A 25089-nucleotide genomic window follows, 5' to 3' on the forward strand; every position below is an offset into this window, starting at 1 on the left:
TCCCGTGCGGATTCGGTCGTCAGCGCGCCAGCGCCAGGTCTTCGCCGTCACGGGCCCGGCGAGCGATCTCGCAGACCCGCTCCAGCGTCGGCTCACGGATGATGCGGCCCAGTTCCGCCATGAACGCCGGCTCGGCGGCCGGGCCGACGACGTCGCGGCAGACCCCGGCGAGCATCGCCAGCAGTTGCACGGAGTTGCCGCCGAGCTGGTGGAAGTCGGCGGACCCGTCGAGGCGCCCGCCGTCGACGCCGAGGGTCGCCGCCCACACGCCGGCGACCGCGCGGGTGACCTCGTCGGTGTCGGCCTCAGCGCCCGCGGGAGCCGCCGGTGCCCCGGGGACGGCGTCGGGCAGCGCGGCCACGTCGACCTTGCCGTTGGCGTTGTGCGGGATCGCGTCGACGACGATCGTCGCGGCCGGCACCATGTACCGCGGTAGGTGCCCGGCGAGGTACGCGTCCCAGTCGACCGGCTCCGCGCCGGCCTCCAGCACGACGTAGCCGCAGAGGTGTTTCTGGTCTCCGCCGGGCCGGGTCCGGGCGACCACGACCGCGGTCCGCACGGCCGGGTGGCGCTGGAGCACCTGCGCGATCTCGGCCGGCTCGATCCGGTAGCCGTTGACCTTCACCTGGTCGTCGGCGCGCCCGACGAACTCCAGTTCGCCGTCGGGCAGCACCCGTGCCAGGTCGCCGGTGCGGTAGACCCGGGTGCCGTCGGCGAGGTGGGTGAAGCGTTCCCTGGTCAGGTCGCGGCGGCCGCGGTACCCGCGGGCCAGTTGGGCACCGCCGAGGTACATCTCGCCGACCTCACCCGCCGGGACGAACCGGCGCTGCTGGTCCAGCAGGTGCACGGTGCAGTTGTCCATCGGCAGGCCGATCGCGACCGCCGGGGCGGTGTCCCGCTCGGCGGTGTAGGGGTGCAGCGTGAGACCGACCGTCGCCTCCGTCGGCCCGTACATGTTCAGGATCCGGCACTGCGGGCCGAACTGCTCCTGCGCGCGGGCGGCGACCGGGGCCCGCAGCTGCTCGCCGACCACGACGAGGGTCCTGAACCCGGTGGGGCGCAGGTCGAGCCGGCCGATGAGGTCGAGGTGCGACGGGGTCAGCGAGAGGATGTCGGCGCCCGAGGTCTCCAGCAGGCGGCGCAGCGTCACGTGGTTGGGCTCGTCGGGCTCCAGGACGAGCGTGCCGCCGACGGTGGTCGGCGTGAACAGGGCGGTGTTGGACAGGTCGAAGGCGAGGCTGGTGAACACCGCGAACGCGCTGCCCGGGCCGACGCCGAACCGCTCCGCGGTCCAGGTGACGTAGTTGGCGAGCGCGCCGTGCTCGATCTCCACGCCCTTCGGCCGGCCCGTCGACCCCGAGGTGTAGATGACGTACGCCAGGTCGCCGGCGGCGGGCGTGACCTCGACCGGCGGCGCCCCGTCGTGCGCCAGCTCGTCGAGCACGACCGCGACGTGCCGGGGCCCGACGACGGCCCGCTCGGCGTACGCCTGCTGGACGAGGCACACCTGGGCACCGGCGTCGGCGAGCAGCCCGGCCAGCCGCCCGTCGGGGTGCTGCACGTCCAGCGGCAGGTAGGCCGCGCCGGCCTTCAGCACGCCCCACAGGCCGATCACCGCCCACATCGACCGGTCGGCGAGCAGCCCCACCACCGAGCCGCGGCGCACGCCGAGCTCCAGCAGGCGGGCCGCGACGACCTCGGAGCGCGCGTCGAGCTCGGCGTAGGACAGCCGGCCGCCCGGCCAGCGGACCGCGACCGCGCCGGGCGTCTCGGCGACCACGGCCCGGAACCGGTCGACCACCGTGCCGCCGGTGGCCTCCCGGTGGGTGGTGTTGCCCGGCCACGTCCGCACCGCCGCGGGCGACAGCGCCTCCACGACGGCGTCGAGGACCTCGCCCATCCGCTCGGCGGCGCCCTCGCCGTCCCGCCAGGTCAAGGTCAGCTCCGTGCGCCCGCCGCACTCGACGAGGTTGAGGTCGGGCGGGCTCATCGCGGTCAGCAGCGGCACCGGGTACAGGGTTCGCGCCTCGAACGCCGGGGTGCACAGGTCGGCGGGCTCGATCCGGCCGAGGTGGGCGAGCACGGTCGCCGAGGCGTACCGCTTCTTCGCCGGCGAGCCGTTCTCCATCGCCTTGACGAGGGTGCGCAGCGCCAGCCTGGGCATCTTCAGCAGGCCGGAGTCGATGCGGCCGCTGACCTCCCGGCCCTCGGCCATGGCGGTGAGGATCCGCTCGTGCAGGGCCTCCCACGGCTCACCGGCGGCCACGTCGAACAGCTCGACCTGTGACAGGTTGCCGGTGGTGCGGACGCCCGGCACGTGCCGGCGCATGTCGAAGGCGACCGCGTAGCGGCCGGTCTCCAGCCCGTACGCCGCGGTGAGCGCGCCGGCCACCTTCGCGACCAGGCCGGGGTGGTAGCCGTCGACGGTTCGGCGGGCCCACGCCGTGCGCCGGGAGCCGCTCGGCTGCCCCAGCGGCGACACCCACTCGATCTTCGGCGCCGGCGGCCGCTCGCCGGTGGCCGGGAAGCGGTCGAACACGTCGTTCTCGGTGATCGGGTCGGCGGCGCCGAGCGGCGCCTCGCCGCGCAGGGCGCGGAACACGTCGGCGATCCACAGCGCCATGCCGGGCCAGTCCATGACCGCGTGCGAGGCCCGGAACACCAGCGCCGACGGGTCACCGGCGCACCACAGCACCTCGCAGAAGGCACCGTCCGGGGCGGGCAGCGGGTCGTGCAGGGCGTCGATGCCGGCGACCGCGACACCGTCGGCCGCGCCCTTGACCACGCGGACGCGCGGCACGGCGCCGCCGGTGAGCCATGCCTTGCGGGTGTGGCGCAGGGCCGTGTCGGGGCAGGCGGCGGCGACCCGGGCCACGGCGTCGCGCAACGCGCCGACCGGGATCGTGCCGGTGCCCTCGACGACCGCCTGGATGACCGGCGAGATCGACGACGGGTGCGCGAGCCACCAGCGGTCACTGGCCGAGACGGGCTTACGGGTCGTACGGTCCCGAACGTCAGCGCTCATCAGTACCCTCGTCTCGGTCCGCGGCCGGTACGGGTCCGGTTCTAGCAGCCGGCCGCCTGGTGGATTCCCTAGACGAGGCACCGGCGCGGGCGGCCCGGGCCGGCAACATTGCGAAGACGACCAGACCTGCTGTGCTACCGCCCGGACCCTTGCGTCCGCGGCCGTAACGTGCTGCATCGGCGTGGCCCGACCGGATCGCCGCGCCCGCTTGCGAGGAGGTGGCGCGTGTACCGAGCAACACCGTTGCTTGACCGGGCCGGGTCGGGGGAGCGTACGCCGGACGGCCCGCGGTTCACCAGGTCGGCCACTGTGGACGGACAGTTCCTGACCGCCGACGAGTGCCTGAGCTGGCTCGCCGAGCAGCGGGAGCTGCAGGCGTACTCCGTGGAGCGGGTGCCGTTCGACCGGCTCGACGGCTGGCGCTTCACCGAGGACGACGGCAACCTGGTGCACCACAGCGGGCGGTTCTTCACCATCGAGGGCCTGCACGTCGGCCTGAGCCCGTTCCGCGTGCCGACCTGGACCCAGCCCATCATCGTGCAGCGCGAGATCGGCATCCTGGGCATCCTGGTCAAGGAGTTCGACGGGGTGCTGCACTGCCTGATGCAGGCGAAGATGGAGCCGGGCAACCGCAACCTCGTGCAGCTGTCCCCGACCGTGCAGGCCACCCGCAGCAACTACACGCGGGTCCACAAGGGACGGACCATCCCCTACCTGGAGTATTTCACCGCGCCGCGTCGCGGGCGGGTCGTCGCCGACTCGCTGCAGTCCGAGCAGGGCGGCTGGTTCCTGCACAAGCGCAACCGCAACATCGTCGTCGAGACCGACGAGGACGTCGAGGTGCTGCCGGGCTTCCGCTGGATGACCGTGGCGCAGGTGCAGCAGCTGCTGCGGCTCGACGACGTCGTGAACATGGACGCCCGGACGGTGCTGTCCATCATGCCGTTCGCCCGGCCGGAGACGACCACCGGCGGCACCGACCCGTTCCGGGCCGCGCTGCTGCGCTCGCTCGACCCCGAGGCGCCGACGGTGCACTCGGTGACCGACGCGATCAGCTGGCTCACCGAGAACAAGGCCCGCTTCGAGCTGACCCAGCGCCGCATCCCGCTGCTGGACACCGCCGGCTGGCACCGCACCGCCGACGAGATCGCCCACGTCTCCGGCGGCTACTTCAGCATCGTCGGCGTGGACGTGCGGGCCAAGGACCGCGAGGTCGGCGCCTGGATGCAGCCGCTGCTGCGCCCGGCCGCGCCCGGGCTGCTGGCGTTCCTCACCCGCCGCATCGACGGGGTGCTGCACGTGTTGCTGCAGGCCCGCCCCGCTGCCGGTGCGCTCGACATCGTGGAGGCGGCGCCCACCCTGCACTGCACGCCGCAGACGTTCCGGACCCTGCCGACCGCCCACCGGCCCCAGTTCCTCGACTACGTGCTCGACGTGCCGGCGCGGCAGGTCCGCTTCGACACGTGGCTGTCGGAGGAGGGCGGCCGGTTCCTCCACGCCGTGAACCGGTACCAGATCATCGAGGTCGACGACCGCTTCCCGGCGACGCCGCCGCCGAACTTCATGTGGCTCAGCGTCCACCAGCTCATGACGCTGCTGCAGTTCGGCAACTGCCTCAACGTCGAGGCCCGCAGCCTGCTCGCCTGCCTGCACACCCTCTGGTGAGCGCGCCGGCACCGGCCGTCCTCGGCGTGCTCGGGGGGATGGGGCCGCTCGCTTCGGCGGCGTTCCTCCAGACGCTGTACGAGATGGCGATCGAACGGACGGCACCGGCGGCCGAGCAGTCGCTGCCCCGCTGCCTGATGGACTCCGACCCGGGCATCCCGGACCGCACCGAGGCGATCCTGTCCGGCGACACCGACGAGCTGGCCGAGCTGATCGCCGCCCGGATCAGCGCGCTGATCGGGCTCGGCGCCACCCGGGTCGTGCTCACCTGCGTCACCGCGCACCACCTGCTGGACCGCCTCGACGCCGGCCTGCGCGCCCGGCTCGTGTCGGTCGTCGACGCGGTCTTCGCCGAACTGGAGGTCTCCGCACCGGGCCGCTTCCTGATGCTGGCGACCACCGGCACCCGGCAGGCCCGCACCTTCGAACGCTCCACCCGCTGGCCGGCGGTCGCGCACCGGGTCGTCATGCCGCCGCCGGACACCCAGGAGGAGATCCACTACCTGCTGTACCGGCTCAAGCGCGAGCCGGTCAGCGCGGCGCTGGTGCAGCGCTTCCACCGCCTTGCGCACCGGTTCGACTGCCAGGGCGTCATCGCCGGGTGCACCGAGATGCACCTGGTCACCCGCTGGCGACGGGTCCACGGCGGGGGTCCGGTCGTTCTCGATCCCCTCCTCGGCATCGCCGCCGGCCTCAGCAAACTGCCGGACGCCTAGGAGGCTGACCCACGATGCTGACCACCGCCTCGCAGTACTGGCGGGACCTGCTGCACGACTTCACCGAACCGACCGGGTTCCTGCCGCTGCGGCGTGCCGCGGCGCTGCCGGCCGCCCGGGTCTCGGCGTCGGTCACCTGGGACCGGGAGCAGACCGCCGAACTCGTCCGGGCCGCGCAGCGGTCCGGTTCCCGCCCCGCCGACCTCGTCGTCGCCGCTTGGGGCCTGCTGCTCGCCACCCACACCGGCACCGACGACGTGGTGCACGGCGCGCTCGTGGAGGGCGATACCGACGAGCCCGTGCCGATGCGGGTCCGCCCGGCGCCGGGCCGGCTGCTCTCCGCGCACCTGCAGGACTCGCACCGGCAGTACGCCGAGAACCTCCGCCACGCCGGCCTGCCCGCCGAGCAGCTCGCCGCCGCCGGCGGCGTCCCCGCCGGCACGCCGCTGTTCGACACTGTCGTGGAGTGCGGCGCCGCGGCGGCGGACCGGCCCGGCGGGATGCGGCTGCGGGCCGACCTCAGCGGTCCCGAGGCCGTGCTGCGGCTGACCGCGCCGGGTGACGTCCTCGACGACGCCGGTGCGCGCCTGCTGCTCGTCCACGCCAGCCAGCTGCTGGCCGCGATCGTGGGCGCGCCGGTCACCGCGCGGCTGCGGGACGTCGGTCCCCTGTCGAGGTTCGAACGCCACCGGGCCCTGCGGCAGTGGAACGCCACCGCCGTCGAGCGCGAGCCGGGACGCTGCATCCACGAGCTCGTCGAGCGGCAGGCGGCCCGCACCCCCGACGCCACCGCCGTGGTCCAGGGCGCCGACCGGCTCACCTACGCGGAGCTCGACACGGCCGCCGACCGGCTCGCCCGCCGCCTCGCCGCCGCCGGCGTCGGCCCGGGAGACTTCGTGGCGCTGCACCTGTCCCGCACCGTCCACACCGTCGTGGCGCTGCTCGGCGTGCTGAAGTCCGGCGCCGCGTACGCCCCGATCGACGCCAACCAGCCGGTCGAGCGCATCCGCGGGCTCCTCGAAGGACTGCGGAGCACGGTCGTGCTCACCGACCCGGCGTCGCTGGCCGACGTCGAGGCCGTCACCGCCGCCGTTCCCGCCGTCCGGGACGTCCTGTGGGTCGGCGCGCCCGGCGGCAGCGCACCGGCGCAGCGATGGGCGCTGGCCGACCCCGGGCCCGACGCCCCGCGGCCGCAACGGGCCGTCGACACCGACCAGGCGTACGTCATCTTCACCTCCGGCTCGACCGGCACCCCGAAGGGTGTCGTGCTGACCCACGCGCCGGTGGTCAACCTCATCGACTGGGTCAACAGCACCCACGGGATGGGCCCGGACGACCGGGTCCTGTTCGTCACCTCGCTCGGCTTCGACCTGTCGGTGTACGACGTGTTCGGCGTCCTCGCCGCCGGCGGCAGCATCCGGGTCGCCTCGGACGCCGAGGTCCGCGACCCGCAGCGGCTGCTGTCCATCCTCGACAGCGAGCCCATCACGTTCTGGGACTCGGCGCCGGCCGCGCTCCAGCAGTTGGAGCCGCTGTTCGCGCTGCGCGCCCCGGGCGAGCGGAGCACGCTGCGGCTGGTGTTCCTCAGCGGGGACTGGGTGCCGCTGACGCTGCCCGACGCGGTCCGCGCCGCGTTCCCCGGCAGCCGGGTCGTCGCGCTGGGCGGTGCGACCGAGGCGGCCATCTGGTCGAACTCCTTCCCCGTCGGCACCGTCGACCCGGCCTGGGCGAGCGTCCCGTACGGCCGGCCGATCGACAACGCCCACTACTACGTCCTCGACAGCGCCCTGCGCCCGGCACCGGTCGGCGCCCCCGGCGACCTCTACATCGGCGGCGACTGTCTCGCGCTGGGCTACCACGGTGACCCCGCGCTCACGGCCGGCAAGTTCCTGCCCGACCACCTGTCCGGCCGCCCCGGCGCGCGGCTCTACCGCACCGGCGACCGGGCCCGCTACTGGGCCGACGGCACGATCGAGTTCCTCGGCCGGCAGGACCACCAGGTCAAGGTGCGCGGCTTCCGGATCGAGCTCGGCGAGATCGAGGCCGCCCTGGCGACGCTGCCCGGCGTCGCGACGGCGCTCGCCGTGGTCCACGGCGAGCGGGCCGACGCCCAGATCGTCGCCTACGTGGTGCCGGAGCCGGGGGTGTACCCGGACCCCCGGCACGTGCGCGAAGAGGTGGCGGCGCTGGTGCCGGCCTACATGGTGCCGGCGCACGTGCTGACGATCGACGCCGTGCCGGTGACCGCCAACGGCAAGCTCGACCGGCGGGCACTGCCCGCACCCGGCGAGAGCGGTCCCGTCCGCCCGCCGTACGTGCCGCCGGCGACGGCGGCGGAGCAGGCCATCGCGGCGATCTGGGAGGAGCTGCTGCTGGTGGACCGGGTGGGGCTCGACGACAACTTCTTCGACCTCGGCGGCCACTCGCTGCTCATCACCCAGCTCATCGCCCGCCTGAAAGCGGCGCTCGAGATCGACGTGCCGGTCCGCACGGTGCTCGACCACCAGACGGCGGGCGCGTTCGCCGCCGCCGTCGAGGCGGCGCTGATCGCCGAGCTCGAGACCGCACCCACCGCCTGACGAGGAGCCACCGATGATCGACGCTTTCCGGGTCGTGCGCAACGACGAGGAGCAGTACTCCATCATGCCCGCGGACATGGTGAACCCGTTCGGCTGGCACGACGAGGGCACGGTCGGCAGCCGCGAGGCGTGCCTCGATCGCATCCGACAGGTCTGGACGGACCTGCGGCCGCGGAGCCTGCGCGAGGCGACTCGGGCGCGGCGCGGCTGAGCACAGGCGAAGGGGCCGGGTGCGGATCGCCTCCGCACCCGGCCCCTTGTTGTGTGCCGTCAGTGGCCGGCGACCCGGTCCCGGGCGCTGACCATCGCGGTGCCCAGTGTCGCCGAGACCGCGCGGGCCTGCGCGATCGCGGCCTCGATCCGCTCGACCCGCCCGGCGCCGGCGCCCGCCCGTGCGGCGCGCACCAGCGCGCCGAGCTCGGCGACGAGCTCGGCGACGTGGCGCAGCGCCGCGTCGTCGATGGGCGGCAGCGGCGCGGGCGGCGCTGCCGCCGTCACCGGGCCGCCCGCCGGTAGAGCGTGCCCTCGTCCCAGACCATGTCGACCTTGTCCCAGGCCAGCGCCGTCCCGGCGTCGGGGAAGAAGCCGCTGCCGTTGAAGTTGGCGCTCGTGTTGCACAGCACCGGGATGCCGCTGAGCCGGTGGTACTCGCGCAGGATCGTGGTCAGGTCGGGGTCCTGCGCCGGGCTGACGGTCTGCAGCCGGGCGGTCCCGTCGAGGTGCAGCACCGCCGGGATCCGCTGGACCCACTCCGGCCGCACGTCGTGCTCGAAGAGCATGTACGGGTCGGGCGTGCCCGGGTCGAAGATCTCCGGCGCGTGCTCCTCGAGGCAGATCGGCGCCACCGGCCGGTACGGCTCCCGGCGCTTGATGTTGTTGAGCCGGTCCTTCATCGCCGCGTCGACCGGCGCCGCCAGGATGCTGCGCCCGCCCAGCGCGCGGGGGCCCAACTCGGCGCGGCCGTTGAGGACCACGACCGGCTCACCGGTGGTGTGGAGCAGCCGCCCCAGCTCCTCCGGGCTGCACGGGGACGCGGACCAGCCCTCCGGCAGCTGCGCGGTCGGCACCAGCCGCGGGCCGAGCCGGACGTGCCAGTCGATGGGCCGCAGCCCGCCGGTGACGCCGAGCTGGGCGCAGGCGGTGCCGATCGCGGAGCCGGAGTCGTCGGGGAACGGCGGCACCCACATCGCCCGGATCATCGGGTGGCCACGCAGGGCGCTGTTCCACTTGATGTTGAGCGCGCAGCCGCCGGCGAAGCAGAGGTTCCAGGGCTCGTCGCCCTTCCATGCCCGGATCTTCGCGGTGACCCGCTCCAGGAGCAGCTCCTCGAGGAACTCGTGGACGGTGGCGAGGACGTCGTCGTCGCTCACGCCGAGCCGCTCGACGTCCGCGGCGACGTCGCTGAGGAAGGCGTGCACGTAGCTGTGCGACCGCTCACCGTTGCTGCCGCAGCCGATGATGGCCTCGCGGTACTTGCGGACCCGCTCGGTGGGGGCCTCGAAGTGCTCGTGGAACCGCTCCGCGAAGGCGGCCTTCACGGCCTCGTCGGGCTTGCCCAGCGCGATGTAGGCCATGAGCTTGCCCGCGACCGCGAGGTCGTCGACGTTGCGCGACTTGTCGTGCCGCTTGTACGGCCCCCAGTGCTGCGACGCCATCGAGTAGGTGTGGCCGATCAGCGGGAAGACCTCGCCGCCCGGCTCGATCCGGCCCTGCGCGTCGACGCAGTACAGCCGGGGGAAGCACCCGCCGTCCCAGACCATCACCATCGACGCCTCGCCGCGGGCGGCGAACGGGCTGGTGCTGTATGCGACCGACAGGTGGCTCGCGACGTGCACGAAGCTCGTGTACGGCCGGACGGTGCCGTCGATGTCGAGCTCACCGCGGTACGCGGGGCGGCCCGGGTCGGGCACGGCCGGCGTCTCGCGGTAGGGCGCGACGGTCAGGTCGACGGCCCCGAAGGCGGTCTGCACCTTGACGTGGCCGTTGCGCGCACCGTCCCACCCGTCGACGACCCAGTGGTCGACGTCGTTCACGGAGTAGCCGTACTCGGCGAGCAGCTTCGGGACCAGCTGGAGGTCGTCGAAGTTGCTGTACCGCGCGTTGTTGTCGAGCTTCTGCATCTCGATGTTGAACACCAGGCGGTGGTCGTCGAGCAGGGCGAGCCCGCCGCTCTGGGTGAATTTGAGCCCGGCTGTGATCACGTTGGCCTCCAGTGCCGTGCGGCGGGGTCGGGGTCGGATGCGCGTGCGGCATCCCCGCCGAGCAGGGATGCCGCACCGTCGGCGGCGTGCCCACCCGGGCGCCACGGTTCGGGGGAGGGTGCGGACCCGATGGGCGGCACTGTCAGCGTCGACGATGCCCATTGGACCGGCTCCGAGCTTGGGAAATTGCTAAGTCGCGGCCACCGGCCCGATCAGCGCCGCCAGGCGGGCGACGCTGGCCGGCCCGTCGCCGGCGAGCCAGGCGGCGAGCGGCACGTCGATCCCCCACCGCTCCCGGACCTGGTCGAGGACGGCGACGGCGCCGAGCGAGTCGCCGCCCGCCGCGAAGAAGTCGGCCGCCGGGTCGACGGGCGCACCGACGACGCCGGCGACGAGCCGCTCCACCGGCCCGGTGACCGGCCCGCGCCGCAACCCGGCGCCGATCGGCAGCAGCTCGGCCACGGCCGGGTCGGCCGCGTCGGTGACGGCCCGCAGCACCGCGCCGAACGCGTCGGCGAGGCGGGCCGCCGTCGCGGGCGTGAACCGGTCGAGGGCGTACGTGAGGTGGCAGGCCAGCCCGTCGGCGCCCGCCCGGACGTCCAGCTCCAGCTCCAGCCGCGCACCCTCCCCCGGTGCGTCGGCGTCGAGCGGGCGCAGCGCCAGCGGCCCGGCGGTCCACTCCGGCTCGGGCGTGTTGTGGACCGTCATCGCCACGCGGTACAGCGGGTTCACGCCGGGGGTGCGCGGCGGCGCCACGTGCCGCACGACGACGTCGAACGGCACCTCCTGATGCTCCAGCGCGGCCAGGCAGGTCTCCGTCGTGTCCCGCAGGAACGCCGAGAACGACTGCTCCGGCCGCACCGGGGCACGCAGGACGACCACGTTGGCGAGGAACCCGATGACGCCGTGCACCTCCTCGTACGGGCGGTTGGCGACCTGGGTGCCGAAGACGCTCTCGGCCCGGCCGGTCCAGCCGGCCAGCAGTACGTGCAGCGCCGCCGACAGCACCGTGAACAGGGTCCCGTCGTGGCGGCGGGCCAGGGCTTCGAGCCGCGCGGCGTCCGCCGCCGGGACGGTGAACCGGTGCACCGCGGCCCGCAGCGGGACCGGGACGGGCCCGGGACGGTCGGCCGGCAGCGGTGCCGGGTCGATCCCGTCGAGCTGCCGGCGCCAGTAGGCCAGGCTCGCCTGCGCCTGCGGGCCGGTCAGCCACTCCGCCTGCCAGCGGGCGTACTCGCCGTGCTGCGGCACCGGCGGCGCCGCGCCGGGCGCGGGATCCCCCGCCAGGATCGCGCGGTAGCGGCCGGTCAGCTCCCCCGCGAACAGCCCCACCGACCAGCCGTCGATCACCGCGTGGTGGAACGTGACGAGCAACGCGGCGTCGTCGGCACCCAACCGCACCAGCCGGGCCCGCACCGGCGGACCGGCGGCCAGGTCGAACGGGGTGCGCCGCTCGGCAGCGGCCAGGGCGTGCAGTTCGGCCTCGCGGCGCGCCGGGTCGAGCCCGGTCAGGTCGGTCACCGGCAGCGGCACGGGACCGGGTGGGGCCACCACCTGGACCGCCGCGCCGTCCCGCAGGCGCAGCACGGTGCGCAGCACTTCGTGGCGGTGGACCACGGCGGTGTAGGCGGCGTGCAGGGCGGCCGCGTCGAGCGGCCCGGTGACGCGGCAGTGCACGGGCGTGACGTAGGCGGTGCCGGGCGGGTCGAGCCGGTGCAGGAACAGCATCGCCCGCTGGCTGCCGGACGCCGGTGCCGGATCCGGCGGTGTCGCGCCGAGGTCGGCGATGCCGCGCTGCCAGGCCAGGCGCCGCAGTCCGGCGCGCTCGTGCGGTGCGACGGCGTCCGGTGACACGCCGTCGTACCGCAGCGCCGGCTCGGTCGCCGGCCGGCCGGCCAGCAGCTCCGCGAGCGCCGCGACGGTGGGGCCGGCGAAGAACTCCCGCAGCGTCGGCGCGACACCGAGCCGGCGGCGGATCGCGGCGACCGCGGTCGCGGCCAGCAGGGAGTGGCCGCCGTTGGCGAAGAAGTCGTCATGCACACCGAGGTCGCCGACGCCGAGCAGCCCGGCGACGACCTCGTGCAGCGCCCGTTCCAGGTCGGTCCGGGGCAGCACGCGCGGCGTGGCGGACACCCGGCCGGGCAGCGCCGCGGCGAGGGCCGCGCGGTCGAGCTTGCCGGTCCGGGTCAGCGGCAGCCGCTCCAGGACGACGACGTGCGCGGGCACCAGGTACGGCGGCAGGCGCCGGGCCAGTTCGTCGCGCAGCGTCCCGCCGTCCGGCGCGGCCGTGCCGCCCGGTGCGACGTAGGCGACGAGCCGCCGGTCACCCGCGTGGTCGGTCACCGTGACGGCGCACTCGGCGACCCCGTCGAGGCGCAGGACGGCGGCCTCGACCTCGGCCGGCTCGATGCGGTGCCCGCGGACCTTGACCTGCCGGTCGGCGCGGCCGACGAAGACCAGGGTGCCGTCGGCGCGGCGGCGCACCAGGTCGCCGGTGCGGTACAGGCGCCCGCCGGGAGTCCCGCCGAACGGGTCCGGGACGAACCGTTCCGCGGTCGCGGCGGGGTTCCCGACGTAGCCGCGGGCGACGCCGGGGCCGCCGACGAGCAGCTCCCCGACCACCCCCGTCGGTACCGGCCGCTGGTTGCGGTCGACGACGTACGCGGTGCTGCCGCTGATCGGCCGCCCGATCGGCACCACGTCGGCGGTGTCACCGGCGGCGCTGCCGATCCGGTGCGCGACCGCGGTCACGGTGATCTCGGTCGGGCCGTAGGCGTTGACGAACACCGCCGGCGCACCGGCGTCGGCGACCCTGCGGGCGCGCTCCGGATCGACCACGTCGCCGCCGACGACGAGGCAGCGCAGGCCGCGGAAGGCCGCCGGGTCGGCGTCGGCCACCAGGTGGAACAGCGCCGGGGTCAGCCGTGCCACGGTCGCGCCGGTCCCGGCGACGGCGGCGGTGATCGCGGCGGCGTCGAGGTGCCGGTCGGCGGGGACCACGGCCAGGTGCGCGCCGTTGACGAGGCTCGCCCACACGACGTACGTGGTGGTGTCGAACGACGGGCTGGCGGTGAACAGCACGACGTCGGACGCGGTGACCGGGGCGTGGTCGCTGCCGGCGACCAGCCGGACGATCCCGCGGTGGGTCACCGCGACGCCCTTGGGACGCCCGGTCGAGCCGGAGGTGTAGACGATGTTGGCGAGGCGGTCCGGCCCGCCGATCGGGTCCACCGTGGACGGTGCGCCGGCGGCCCACGCCACGGTGACGTCGACGTGCGGCACGTCCTCGAACAGGTCGCCGGGCGGGCCGGCGCTCACCACGGCCCGGATCCCGGCGTCGGCGGCCAGCGCGGCGAGGCGGGCGGCCGGGTACGCGGGGTCGAGCACGAGATAGCCGCCGCCGGACCGGACGACGCCGAGCATCGCCACCACCAGCGCGGCCGAGCGGTCCAGCAGGACGCCGACCGGGTCGTCCGGGCGCACGCCGGCGGCGCGCAGCGCGGCGGCGAGCCGGCCGCTCGCCGCGTCGAGGTCCGCGTAGGACCACCGCCGGTCCGCCTCGCTCAGGGCGATCGCGTCCGGGCGCCGCCGCACCTGATCGGCGAACAGCGCGTCGAGCGCCGGCACGTCCGGACCGGTGAACGGCGAGCCGGTCGTGTTCCAGCGCTCGACCGTCTCGGTGTACTCCTCGGCCGACAGCAGCGGTACCTCGTCGGCGAGGGCGTCGGGCCGGGCGGCCATGGCCCGCAGGATCCGGACCCAGCCGTCGAGCATGCGCCGGACCGTGCTCTCGTCCCACAGATCGGTGGCGTACTGGAGATCGACCGTCAGCCCGCCGCCGGTGTCGGTGACGGTGCACGAGATGTCGAGCTTGACGCTGCCGCCCTTGTCGTCCCGCGGCCGGGCGGCGGCCCCGTGCAGGCTGAAGCCGCTCAGGTCGTCCTCGAGCAGCTGGAACAGCACCTGGAACAGCGGATGCCGGCCCGTGTCGCGGTCCCTGCCCGACGCCGCGACGACCTGGTCGAACGGCGCGTCCTGACGGTCGAAGGCGGCGGTGCAGGTCTCGGCGGTCCGGCGCAGCACCTGCCGCAGCGTCGGGCCGCCGCCGAGGTCGGTGCGCAGCGCCAGCAGGTTGACGAACAGGCCGACGATGTCGTGCAGCTCGCGCCGGGGCCGGTTGGCGATCGGCATGCCGACGACGACGTCGGCCTGCCCGGCCCACCGGCCGAGCACGACGGTGAAACAGGCGAGCAGGGTCATGAACAGCGTGACGCCCTCGCCGCGGCTGAGCTGGCGGAGCCGGTCGGTGAGGGCCGGGTCGAGCGCCAGGCGCACGCCGGCGCCGCGGTGCGACTCCTCGGCGGGCCGGGGCCGGTCGGTCGGCAGCGCCAGCACGGGTGCGCCGTCGAGGCGCTCCCGCCAGTACCGCAGCTGTTCCTCGACGGCGCCCTGTTCGAAGAGGTCGCGCTGCCAGGCGGCGTAGTCGGCGTACTGCAGCGGCAGCGGCGGGAGCCGGTGCGGCACCGCCGCGCAGCGGGCTGCGTAGCAGGCCGCGAGCTCCCGGGTGAAGATCGCCAGCGACCAGTCGTCGGTGACGATGTGGTGGAAGACGGACACCAGCACGTGTCGCCGGGGCGCGAGCCGCAGCAGCCGGAACCGGGCCAGCGGCAGCTGTTCGAGGTCGAACGGCCGGGCCAGCTCGGCGGCTGCCAGTTCGTCGGCGACCCGTTCGGCGTCGGGGCCGTGCCCGGTGAGGTCGACGCACTCGAAGTCGGGTGCGGCGGTGTCGAAGACCAGCTGCCGCGCGCCGTCGTCGGTGGCCTCGAAGCAGGTGCGCAGCGACTCGTGGCGCGCGACGACGTCCCGCAGCGCGTCGGCGAGGTGGCGCTCGTGCAGTGTGCCGTCGACGTCGATCGCGCCGCCGAGGTTGTACGTGCTGGTGCCCGGCACGAGCTGCTCGAAGAACCACATCCGGTCCTGGGCCGGCGACGTGCGGCAGGCGAACGGCTCAGGCACCGGGTCCACCGGACGGTTCGGCGCGCCGCCGCGCCAGCGGCGTGATGCCTGCCGTGGCGAACTTCGACGTGGTCGTGCCCTGGTGCGCGAGGTCACCGGCGAGCCCGGCGACGGTGGGCGACCGGAACAGCGCGCTGAGCGGCAGCTCGACGCCGAGCTTGTCGTTGGCCCGGGCGACGAGCCGCATCGCCAGCAGCGAGTGCCCGCCGAGGGCGAAGAAGTCGTCGTCGACGCCGACCCGCTCGACCCCGAGCACCTCCGCCCAGACGTCGGCGAGCTGCTGCTCCAGCGGCGTGCGCGGCGCGGTGTACGGCCCGGCGGCGACCTTCACCTCGCGGTCGGGCCGGGCGCGCAGCGCCGCCTCGTCGACCTTGCCGTTGACGCTGAGCGGCAGCTGCGGCAGCACCACGAACCCGTCCGGCACCATGTATCGCGGCAGCCGCTGGAGCAGGGCGGCGTGCCAGTGCGCGACGGGTGCGGTGTCGGGCGTGTGCCCGCCGGCGAGGTACACGATGAGCCGGTCGTCGCCGCCGGGCGCGGGCCGGCTGATGACGGCGACCGCGTCGACGCCGGCCACCTGGCGCACCGCCGCCGCCACCTCCCCCGCCTCGATCCGGTAGCCGCGCACCTTCAGCTGCGAGTCGGCGCGGCCGAGGTACTCCAGCTGCCAACGATCGCCGATCCGGCACCACCGGACCACGTCGCCGGTGCGGTAGAGCCGCTGTCCGGCGCGGGACGGGTCGGGCACGAACCGGTCGGCGGTGAGGCCCGGCGCGCCGATGTAGCCGCGGGCGACCGCGACACCGCCGACGTGCAGCACCCCGGGCACACCCGGCGGGACGGGCTGCCCGCGCTCGTCGAGCACGACACACTCCGCGCCCGGGTACGGGCCGCCGACGATCGCCCGGTGGTCACCGGTGCCGTCGGCCCCGACGGCGGTCCAGGTCGAGTCGATCGTGGCCTCGGTCAGGCCGTACGAGTTCACGACCATGCCGTCCGGGCCGAGCAGCCCACGCATGCCGGCCAGCTCGTGCCGGTACACGGTGTCCGAACCCACCACCATCACGGCGAGGCCGTCCAGCCGCGCACCCACGGCCTCGGCGTGCGCGGTGAGTGCCCGCGCGACAACCGGCACGAACTCGGCGAAGTCGATCCGCTCGCGCCGGATGAGCGCCAGCAGGGCCGGCGGGTCGAGCAGGATCCGGCGCGGGCACAGCACCAGCCGCGCGCCGGTGCCGAGCGCCCGGACGAGGTCACCGACGAACACGTCGAACCCGAACGACGCCATCTGCAGCACCGACGTCACGCGCTCGCGCAGGCGGTAGGCCTTCTCCCAGCCGGCGAGGACGGTCACGAGGCCGCCGTGGTGCACCATCACCCCCTTCGGGACACCCGAGGAGCCGGAGGTGTGCAGCACGTAGGCCAGCGACGCGGGCAGCGGTTCGGGCAGTTCCTCCGGCTCGGCCCAGGTGTCCGCGCCGTCGAGGCACAGCACCGGCGCCCCGGTCGTGGGCAGTTCGCCGCGGCGCGCCTCCGAGGTGAGCACCGCGACCGCACCGGTGTTCGCGAGAACCTCTGCGCGGCGTTGCTCGGGCCAGTCGACGTCGAGGGCGGCGAACGCCGCACCGGCCCGCCACACGCCGAGGACGGCGGCGATCGTGCCGGCGCCGCGGTCGAGCAGGACGGCGACGACGTCCTCCGGGCCGGCGCCACGTTCACGCAGGGCGGCGGCGATGCGACCGGCCCGGGCCCACAGCTGCGCGTAGGTCAGCGCCGAGTCGCCGTCGGTGACGGCGATCGCGTCGGGCACCCGGCGGACCTGTGCCGCGATGAGTGCCGGGACGGTCAGCGCACCCGGCTCGCGGACGTGCTCGCCCTGCCCGGCGGCCAGGAACTGCTCCGCCTCGCCGGACACCAGTACGGGCACGTCGGCGACCCGCAGTTCAGGGTCGGCGGCGACCGCCTCGAGCACCAGCAGGAACCGATCGGCCAGCAGCCGGGCGGTCGCCGCGTCGTACAGGTCGGTGCTGTACTCCAGCTCGCCCTCGACCCCGGCGGACGGCCCGCGCTCGCACAGCGAGAACGTGAGGTCGAACTTCGCCGTGGTCCGCGGGTGCGGTATCTCCCGCATCACGAGCCCGTCCAGGACGACCTCGACCGGCGTGGTGTTCTCCAGCGACATCATGACCTGGAACAGCGGGTGCCGGGCCGCCGCGCGCGGCGGGTTCAGCACCTCGACGAGCCGCTCGAACGGCAGGTCCTGGTGTTGGTAGGCGGCCAGGTTCCAGTCCCGGACCCGGCCGATCAGCTCGGTGAACGACGGGTCGCCAGAGGTGTCGGTACGCAGCACGAGGGTGTTGACGAAAAACCCGACGAGCCTGTCGAGCGCCGGGTCCAGCCGGCCCGCGATCGGGCTACCCAGCGGCACGTCGGTGCCCGCACCGAGCCGGGTCAGCAGCAGCGCCAGCGCGGCCTGCAGCACCATGAACACACTGGCGTCGCAGTCGCGGGCCAGCCGCTCCAGCCCGGCGTGCACGGCCGCCGGCACCTCGAAGGGCAGCGCCGCGCCGTCGTAGGTCGGCTCGGCCGGGCGCGGCCGGTCGGTCGGCAGCGCCAGCTCGGCCGGCAACCCCGCCAGCGCCCGCTGCCAGAACGCCACCTGCCGGGCCGAGTGGCTCCCCGGGTCCCGCTCGTCGCCGAGCAGCTTCCGTTGCCAGATCGCGTAGTCGGTGTACTGCACCGGCAGCGGCACCCAGTCCGGCGCCGCACCGGCCCGCCGGGCCGAGTAGGCGACCGCGAGATCCCGGGCCAGCGGCTCCACCGACCACGCGTCACCGGCCACGTGATGCATCACGATGGTCATGACGTGCACGTCCGCGGCGAGCGCGAACAGCCACACCCGCAACGGCGTCTCGGCGGCCAGGTCGAACTCGTACTCCCCGGCGGCCGACATCGCCGCCTCCAGTTCGTCCGGGTCGATGTCCACGACGGTCAGCTCGGCACGCGGCCCGTCCAGCGGCGCGATCCGCGGACGGGGGCCGTCCCCGGCGTCCTCGACGGTGGTGCGCAGCACCTCGTGGCGGACCATCAGGTCGTCGAACGCGGCCCGCAGCGCCGTGCGGTCGAGCTCCCCGGTCACCCGAAGCGTCAGGGCCATGTTGTACGTCGAACTCGGCCCGGAGAGCCGGTGCAGGAACCACAGCCGCTGCTGGCCGAAGGACAGCGGGGCGACCACCGGCCGCTCGGCGGCGACCAGCGGCGGCCGGTCCGTCGCCACGGCCGCGCCACCGGCCGCCGGGGCGAGCCGCTCCGCGACCCCGGCGACGGTCGGTGCTTCGAACAGCGCCCGCACCGGCATCTCGACGCCGAACTCGGCCCGGATCCGCCCGACGAGCCGCATCGCCAGCAGCGAGTGCCCGCCGAGGCCGAAGAAGTCGTCGTCCACACTGATGTCGTCGCGGGTGAACAGATCGGCCCAGATCGCGACCAGCCGCCGCTCGGTGTCGTTGCGCGGGCTTCGGCCCGCGGGCAGCTGCACGGCGCTGTCCAGCGGGATCGCCTCGAGCACCCGCCGGTCGATCTTGGCGTTGGTGAGCAGCGGCAGCTGGGGCAGTGCCACGAACCGGCCCGGCAGCATCGCGGGCGGCAGCAGGACACTGAGCCGACGCAACAACGCGGCCGGATCGTCGACGATCCCCGGCGGCGCGGCGAGATACGCCACCAACTGCCGGTCCGCACCGACGACCCGCACCAGCACAGCCGCGTCGGCAACCTCGGGCAGCGACCGCAGCGCCGACTCGACCTCCCCGAGCTCCACCCGGACCCCGCGGACCTTCACCTGCGAGTCGCCCCGGCCGAGGTACTCGAGGGTGAGCCGGTCGCCGGTCCGGCACCAGCGCACCAGGTCGCCGGTGTGGTACAGGCGTCGCCCGGGGTGGAACGGGTCGGGCACGAACCGGTCGGCGGTGAGGCCCGGCGCGCCCGCGTAGCCGTGGGCGACCGCAGTCCCGCCGATGTACAGCGTGCCGGCCACGCCGGGCGGGACCGGGCGGCCCTGCCCGTCGAGCACGACCAGTTCCGCGCCCGGGTACGGACCGCCGATGAGCGCCCGGTGCTCGCGGGTGTCGCCGGCCTCCACCGCCGTCCAGGTCGAGTCGATCGTGGCCTCGGTCAGGCCGTACGAGTTCACGACCATGCCGTCCGGGCCGAGCAGCGCGCGCATGCCGGCCAACTCGTGGTGGTAGACGGTGTCCGAACCCACCACCATCACCGCGAGGTCGTCCAGTCGTGCCCCGACGGCCTCCGCGTGTGCGGTGAGCGCCCGGGCGACCACGGGCACGAACTCGGCGAAGTCGATCCGCTCGCGGTGGATCAGCGCCAGCAGGGCCGGCGGGTCGAGCAGCGTCTGCCGCGGGCACAGCACCAGCCGCGCGCCGGTGCCGAGCGCTCGGACGAGGTCACCGACGAACACGTCGAACCCGAACGACGCCATCTGCAGCACCGACGTCACACGCTCGCGCAGGCGATAGGCCCGCTCCCAGCCGGCGAGGACCGTCACCAGGCCGCCGTGGTGCACCAGCACGCCCTTCGGTCGGCCCGACGAGCCGGACGTGTACAGCACGTAGGCCAGCGAGCCGGGCAGCGGTCCGAGCAACGCCTCGGGCAGGTCCCCGGGCTCCGCCCAGGCACCGGCGTCGTCGACGCACAGCACCGGCGCCTCCGTGCCGGGCACCTCGTCCAGCCGTGCCCGCGAGGTGAGTACCGCCACGGCGCCGGCGCGGGCGAGGACCTCGGCACGGCGCTGCGCCGGCCAGTCCACGTCGAGCACCGTGAACGCCGCACCGGCCCGCCACACGCCGAGGACGGCGGCGATCGTGCCGGCGCCGCGGTCGAGCAGGACGGCGACGACGTCCTCCGGACCGGCGCCGCGCTCACGCAGGGCCGTGGCGATGCGACCGGCCCGGGTCCACAGCTGCGCGTAGGTGACATCCGAGTCGCCGTCGGTGACGGCGATCGCGTCGGGCACCCGGCGGACCTGCGCCGCGATGAGCGCCGGGACCGACGCGGCGGCGGGTGTGCCGACCGGCTCGCCGCGGCCGGCGGCCAGCAGCAGGTCGGCCTCGCCGGGCAGCAGCACGGGCACGTCGGCGACCCGCAGTTCAGGGTCGGCGGCGACCGCCTCGAGGACCGCGCGGAACCGTTCGACAAGGCATCGCGCGGTGTCCGGGTCGTACAGGTCGGTGCTGTACTCCAGCTCGCCGACGACCCCGGCGGACGGCCCGCGCTCGCACAGCGAGAACGTGAGGTCGAACTTCGCCGTGGTCGACGGGTGCGGTATCTCCCGCATCACGAGCCCGTCGAGGGTGATGTCGACCGGCGTGGTGTTCTCCAGCGACATCATGACCTGGAACAGCGGGTGCCGGGCCGCCGCGCGCGGCGGGTTCAACGCCTCGACGAGCCGCTCGAACGGCAGGTCCTGGTGCTGGTAGGCGGCCAGGTTCCAGTCCCGGACCCGGTCGATCAGCTCGGTGAACGACGGGTCGCCAGAGGTGTCGGTGCGCAGCACGAGGGTGTTGACGAAAAACCCGACGAGCCTGTCGAGCGCCGGGTCCAGCCGGCCCGCGATCGGGCTGCCCAGCGGCACGTCGGTGCCCGCGCCGAGCCGGGTCAGCAGCAGCGCCAGCGCGGCCTGCAGCACCATGAACACACTGGCGTCGGCGTCGCGGGCCAGCCGCTCCAGCCGGGCGTGCAGCGGCGCGGGCAGTTCGAAGTCGAGGACCGCGCCCTCGTAGGTCGGCTCGGCCGGGCGCGGCCGGTCAGCGGGCAGCGCCAGCTCGACGGGGAGCCCGGCCAGCGCCCGTTCCCAGAACGCGAGCTGCCGGGCCGAGTGGCTGTGCGGGTCGTGCTCGTCGCCGAGCAGTTCCCGCTGCCACAGCGCATAGTCGGCGTACTGCACGGGCAAGGGCGCCCGGTCCGGTGCCGACCCGGCCCGCCGGGCCGCGTACGCGACCGCGAGATCCCGGGCCAGCGGCTCCATCGACCACGCGTCACCGGCGAGGTGATGCAGCACGACCGTGATCACGTGGACGTCCGCGGCGACGGCGAAGACCCACACCCGAAACGGCGCCTCGGACACCAGGTCGAACTCGTACTCCCCCGCCGCCGACATCACCGCCGGCAGCTCGCCGGCGGCCACGTCCACGACGGTCACCTCGGCGTCCAGCTCGCCCACCGGGGCGATCCGCTGCCGGGCGCCGTCCTCGGCGTCCTCGACGGTGGTGCGCAGCACCTCGTGGCGGACCATCAGGTCGTCGAACGCGGCCCGCAGCGCCACCACGTCGAGTTGCCCGGTCACCCGCAGGGACATGGCCATGTTGTACGTCGAGCTGGGCCCGTACAGCCGGTGCAGGAACCACAGTCGCTGCTGGCCGAAGGACAGCGGGACGGCCGCCGGCCGTGCACCGGCGACCAGTGCGGGCCGGTCCGTCACCGCGACCACCTGTTCGCCGGTCGCCGGGGCCAGGTAGGCCGCGACCCCGGCGACGGTCGGCGCCTCGAACAGCGCCCGCACCGGCATCTCCACACCGAACTCGGCCCGGACCCGGCCGACGAGCCGGGTCGCCACCAGCGAGTGCCCGCCGAGGCCGAAGAAGTCGTCGTCCACGCCGACGTCGTCGCGGGTGAACAGGTCCGCCCAGATCGCGACCAGCCGCCGCTCGGTGTCGGTACGCGGCGCGCGCCCCTTCGGCTTGCGCTCGGCCGGCTCCAGCGGGATCGCGGCGAGCGCGTGCCGGTCGGTCTTGCCGCTGGTCAGCTGCGGCAGCTGGGGCAGTGCCACGAACCGGCCCGGCAGCATCGCGGGCGGCAGCAGCGCACTGAGCCGACGCAACAACGCGGCCGGATCGTCGACGATCCCCGGCGGCGCGGCGAGATACGCCACCAACTGCCGGTCCGCACCGACGACCCGCACCAGCACAGCCGCGTCGGCAACCTCGGGCAGCGACCGCAGCGCCGACTCGACCTCCCCGAGCTCCACCCGGACCCCGCGGACCTTCACCTGCGAGTCGCCCCGGCCGATGAACTCCAGGTCGCCGTCCGCGCCGCGGCGGACCAGGTCGCCGGTGCGGTACATCCGGGTGCCGGGCGGCCCGAACGGGTCCGGCACGAACGCGGCCGCCGTGAGGTCGGGCCGGTTGAGGTAGCCGCGGCCGAGGCCGGCGCCGGCGATGTGCAGCTCGCCCACCGCGCCGGGGCCGACCTCGCGCAGGTCGCGGTCGAGCACGTAGAGGACGGCGCCGGTGACCGGCCGGCCGATCGGTGCGGTGGCGGTGGGCGCGTCGGCGCGGCAGCGCCAGAACGTCGACTCGATCGACGCCTCCGTCGGGCCGTACAGGTTGTACAGCGGGACCTCCATGACGGAGAAGTACCGGCGGACGAGGCCGATCGGCAGGGTCTCGCCGCCGCAGAGCACGTGCCGCAGCGTCGGACAGGATCCGGCGCCGGGCTCGTCGAGGAACTCCCGCAGGGTGCTCGGCACGAACTGCACCGACGTGACGGCGGCGCGCTGGATCAGCGACACGAGGTACCGCGGGTCGTGGTGCCCGTCGTGCTCGGCGACGACGAGGACCGCGCCGACCGACAGCGGCCAGAACAGTTCGTGGACCGACGGGTCGAAGGTGAGCGGCGTCTTGAGCATCGTGCGGTCCCGCGCGGTCAGCGGCTGCTCGCTCTGCCACCAGCGCAGCGTGTTGACGATGCCGGCGTGCGGCACGACGACACCCTTCGGGCGCCCGGTCGACCCGGACGTGTAGATGACGTACGCCGGGTGGGCGGGCAGCAGCCCGCGCGCGGCATCGCCCGGCTCCACCGGGTCCAGCGCGGCGAGCCGTTCCCGGACCGCGGGGTCGTCGAGCACGACGCGGTGCCGGCCGGGGGCGTCGGGCACCAGGTCCGCGGTGGCGGCGACCGTGAGGACCACCACCGGCGCGGCGTCGCGGAGCAGCGCGGCGGCCCGCTCGACGGCACTCGCCGTGTCCACGGGCAGGAACGCGGCGCCGGCCTTGCCCGCGGCGAGCGCGCCGACGATCAGCTCGGTCGAGCGCGGCAGGGCGAGCGCCACGACCCGCTCCGGCCCGGCGCCGAGATCGCGCAGCAGCCGGGCCAGCCGGGCGGCGCGGTCGTCCAGCTCGGCGTAGGTCAGGACCTCGTCGCGGTACATCAGCGCGACCGCGTCCGGCGTGCGCCGGGCCTGCGCCTCGAACAGCGCCGGCAGGGTGGACGCCGGTGCGGATGCCGGGGCCAGCAGCGGCCGGACGGGCGCGGAGGGGTCCGCGAGCAGGCGCTCCAGCAGCCGCTCGTACCGGTCGAGGTGCGCGCGGACGGTACCCTCGTCGAACAGCTCCGCGTCGTACTCGCAGGTGATGGTGAACGTGCCGGCCATCGCCAGGATGTCGACCTCGAAGTCGGCCTTCGAGTACCGCCGGGAGGTGCGCAGCAGGCGCAGGTCCAGCCCCGCCGTGCTCGGCAGGGTCAGCGGCCGGTCGAGGTTGAAGAACGAGCCGAAGAGCCGCTCGCCGGGCGCGAGGTCGATCGGCAGCCGGTCACGCGCGGCCTGCACCGAGAAGCCCGGGTGCCGGTAGCCCTCGGCCAGGCCGCGCTGCACCGCCCGGAAGTGGTCCTGGACGGACCCGCCGTCCGGCACGGTGCTCAGCACCGGCAGCACGGTGCTGCAGTTGCCCACCAGCCGGTCGCCGCCGGGCAGGTCCCGCTGCGCCAGCGGCACGCCGACGACCAGCCGGTCCTGGCCGGTCAGCCGGTGCAGCAGGCCCGCGTAGGCGCCGAACAGCACGGTGAACGGGGTGCAGCCGAGCTTCGGCACGACGGACGTGACGCGCGCGGCGACCTCCGGCGACAGCGCGTACTCGACCCGGCCGCCGCGGCGCGCGGTCTTCGCCGTGCGCGGCCGGTCGGTCGGCAGGCGCAGCACCGGGAAGCCGCCGGCGAGGCGCTCCGCCCAGTACACGCCGTCGGCGGCGGCCTCGGGACCGGCGGCGCGGCGCCGGTGGTGCTCGACGTAGTCGCGGAAGCGCGGCGCCGGTGGCAGGTCCGCGGAGCGCCCGGTGTGATGTGCCGTATAGAGGGCGACGAGCTCGTCGATGAGGACCCCGAACGACCAGCCGTCGATGACGGAGTGGTGCACCGCGAGGTGCAGCCGGTGCAGCTGCGGCGCCAGGCGCAGCAGGGTGATCCGGCACAGCGGGCCGGTCGCGAGGTCGAACACGTCACCGGCGCGCTCGGCGAGCCACACCTGCTCGTCCTCGGGCCCGTCGAGCTCGACGACCGGCAGGTCCGCCGTTTCCGGCGGCAGGACCCGCTGGCTCTCGCCGTCGTGCGCGAAGACGGTGCGCAGGCTGTCGTGGCGGGCGAGCAGGTCGGCGACGGCGCGACGCAGGGCGGCGGTGTCGAGCACGCCGCGCATCTCGAGCAGGACGGTCTCGTTGTAGGCGCGGGAGTGGTCGGCGCCCATCTGGTCGAGGAACCAGATGTCGCGCTGGGCCGCGCTGAGCGGGTACGGCCCGCCGGGCGTCTCAGCGGCGACCCGGGGAGCCGGGACCGGCAGGGGCACGGCCGGCGACGGCGCCGTGCGGGCCGCGGCGAGCAGGCTGTACGCCTGGCTCATGACCCGCGCGTGGACCTCGAGCATCCGCAGGACCGGGTCGGTGGATTGCGGCGCCTGCCGCGGTCGATCGTCCACAGCGTGCGGACCTCTCTGTGCTGCCGGGCGGGCCGCTCGACCGGCCACCACGGTGAGCAGTGGCCGGCCTGGCACGTCGTGGCACCACCGGGACGTCACCCCGCCCGGTGGCCCACGACGCTGCCATCAGACC

The 25089-nt window shown here is 74.9% G+C and carries 9 protein-coding genes; 4 read left to right on the forward strand and 5 right to left on the reverse strand.

Features of this window, described 5'->3' with window-relative positions:
* Window positions 1–19: 19 nt before the first annotated feature.
* Complete coding sequence (locus tag Dfulv_RS29140) at window positions 20–3025, reverse strand: non-ribosomal peptide synthetase (RefSeq protein ID WP_259856830.1); 3006 nt, start codon at window positions 3023–3025, stop codon at window positions 20–22.
* Between the two features lie 243 nt (window positions 3026–3268).
* Between Dfulv_RS29140 and Dfulv_RS29145 the strand changes: the two genes are divergently transcribed.
* From Dfulv_RS29145 to Dfulv_RS29160, 4 genes are read left to right on the forward strand one after another with little or no spacing between them, the layout of a single operon-like run.
* Complete coding sequence (locus tag Dfulv_RS29145; RefSeq protein WP_406568035.1) at window positions 3269–4690, forward strand: NDP-hexose 2,3-dehydratase family protein; 1422 nt, start codon at window positions 3269–3271, stop codon at window positions 4688–4690.
* Complete coding sequence (locus Dfulv_RS29150) at window positions 4687–5406, forward strand: aspartate/glutamate racemase family protein (RefSeq protein WP_259856835.1); 720 nt, start codon at window positions 4687–4689, stop codon at window positions 5404–5406. Before Dfulv_RS29145 ends, Dfulv_RS29150 begins: the two co-directional genes overlap by 4 nt.
* Before the next feature lie 14 nt (window positions 5407–5420).
* Window positions 5421–7985, forward strand: a complete 2565-nt coding sequence (locus Dfulv_RS29155) for a non-ribosomal peptide synthetase (protein ID WP_259856837.1) — start codon at window positions 5421–5423, stop codon at window positions 7983–7985.
* 13 nt (window positions 7986–7998) lie between these two features.
* A complete protein-coding gene (locus Dfulv_RS29160) occupies window positions 7999–8196 on the forward strand; it encodes an MbtH family protein (protein ID WP_259856839.1) in 198 nt (65 codons plus the stop codon).
* A 59-nt stretch (window positions 8197–8255) separates the two neighbouring features.
* On the opposite strand, the gene Dfulv_RS29165 is transcribed toward Dfulv_RS29160, so the two are convergent.
* The 4 genes from Dfulv_RS29165 to Dfulv_RS29180 all read right to left on the reverse strand — a co-directional run bounded on the left by Dfulv_RS29165 (window position 8256) and on the right by Dfulv_RS29180 (window position 24956).
* Window positions 8256–8483, reverse strand: a complete 228-nt coding sequence (locus tag Dfulv_RS29165; protein ID WP_259856840.1) for a hypothetical protein — start codon at window positions 8481–8483, stop codon at window positions 8256–8258.
* Window positions 8480–10186, reverse strand: a complete 1707-nt coding sequence (locus tag Dfulv_RS29170) for a carbamoyltransferase N-terminal domain-containing protein (RefSeq protein WP_259856841.1) — start codon at window positions 10184–10186, stop codon at window positions 8480–8482. The genes Dfulv_RS29165 and Dfulv_RS29170 overlap by 4 nt, the downstream gene beginning before the upstream one ends.
* Before the next feature lie 189 nt (window positions 10187–10375).
* The gene (locus Dfulv_RS29175; protein WP_259856842.1) at window positions 10376–15202 is read right to left on the reverse strand and encodes a non-ribosomal peptide synthetase; all 4827 of its coding nucleotides are present in this window, start codon (window positions 15200–15202) and stop codon (window positions 10376–10378) included.
* A complete protein-coding gene (locus tag Dfulv_RS29180) occupies window positions 15195–24956 on the reverse strand; it encodes a non-ribosomal peptide synthetase (protein WP_259856843.1) in 9762 nt (3253 codons plus the stop codon). Before Dfulv_RS29180 ends, Dfulv_RS29175 begins: the two co-directional genes overlap by 8 nt.
* Window positions 24957–25089: the final 133 nt, after the last annotated feature.

Origin of the sequence: Dactylosporangium fulvum (assembly GCF_025137375.1) — a bacterium.
Lineage (GTDB): Bacteria > Actinomycetota > Actinomycetes > Mycobacteriales > Micromonosporaceae > Dactylosporangium > Dactylosporangium fulvum.

Coding starts and splice junctions, on each gene's coding strand:
- Dfulv_RS29155 (WP_259856837.1), top strand. CDS start 5,421: ATGCTGACCACCGCCTCGCAGTACTGGCGGGACCTGCTGCACGACTTC.
- Dfulv_RS29140 (WP_259856830.1), bottom strand. CDS start 3,025: ATGAGCGCTGACGTTCGGGACCGTACGACCCGTAAGCCCGTCTCGGCC.
- Dfulv_RS29160 (WP_259856839.1), top strand. CDS start 7,999: ATGATCGACGCTTTCCGGGTCGTGCGCAACGACGAGGAGCAGTACTCC.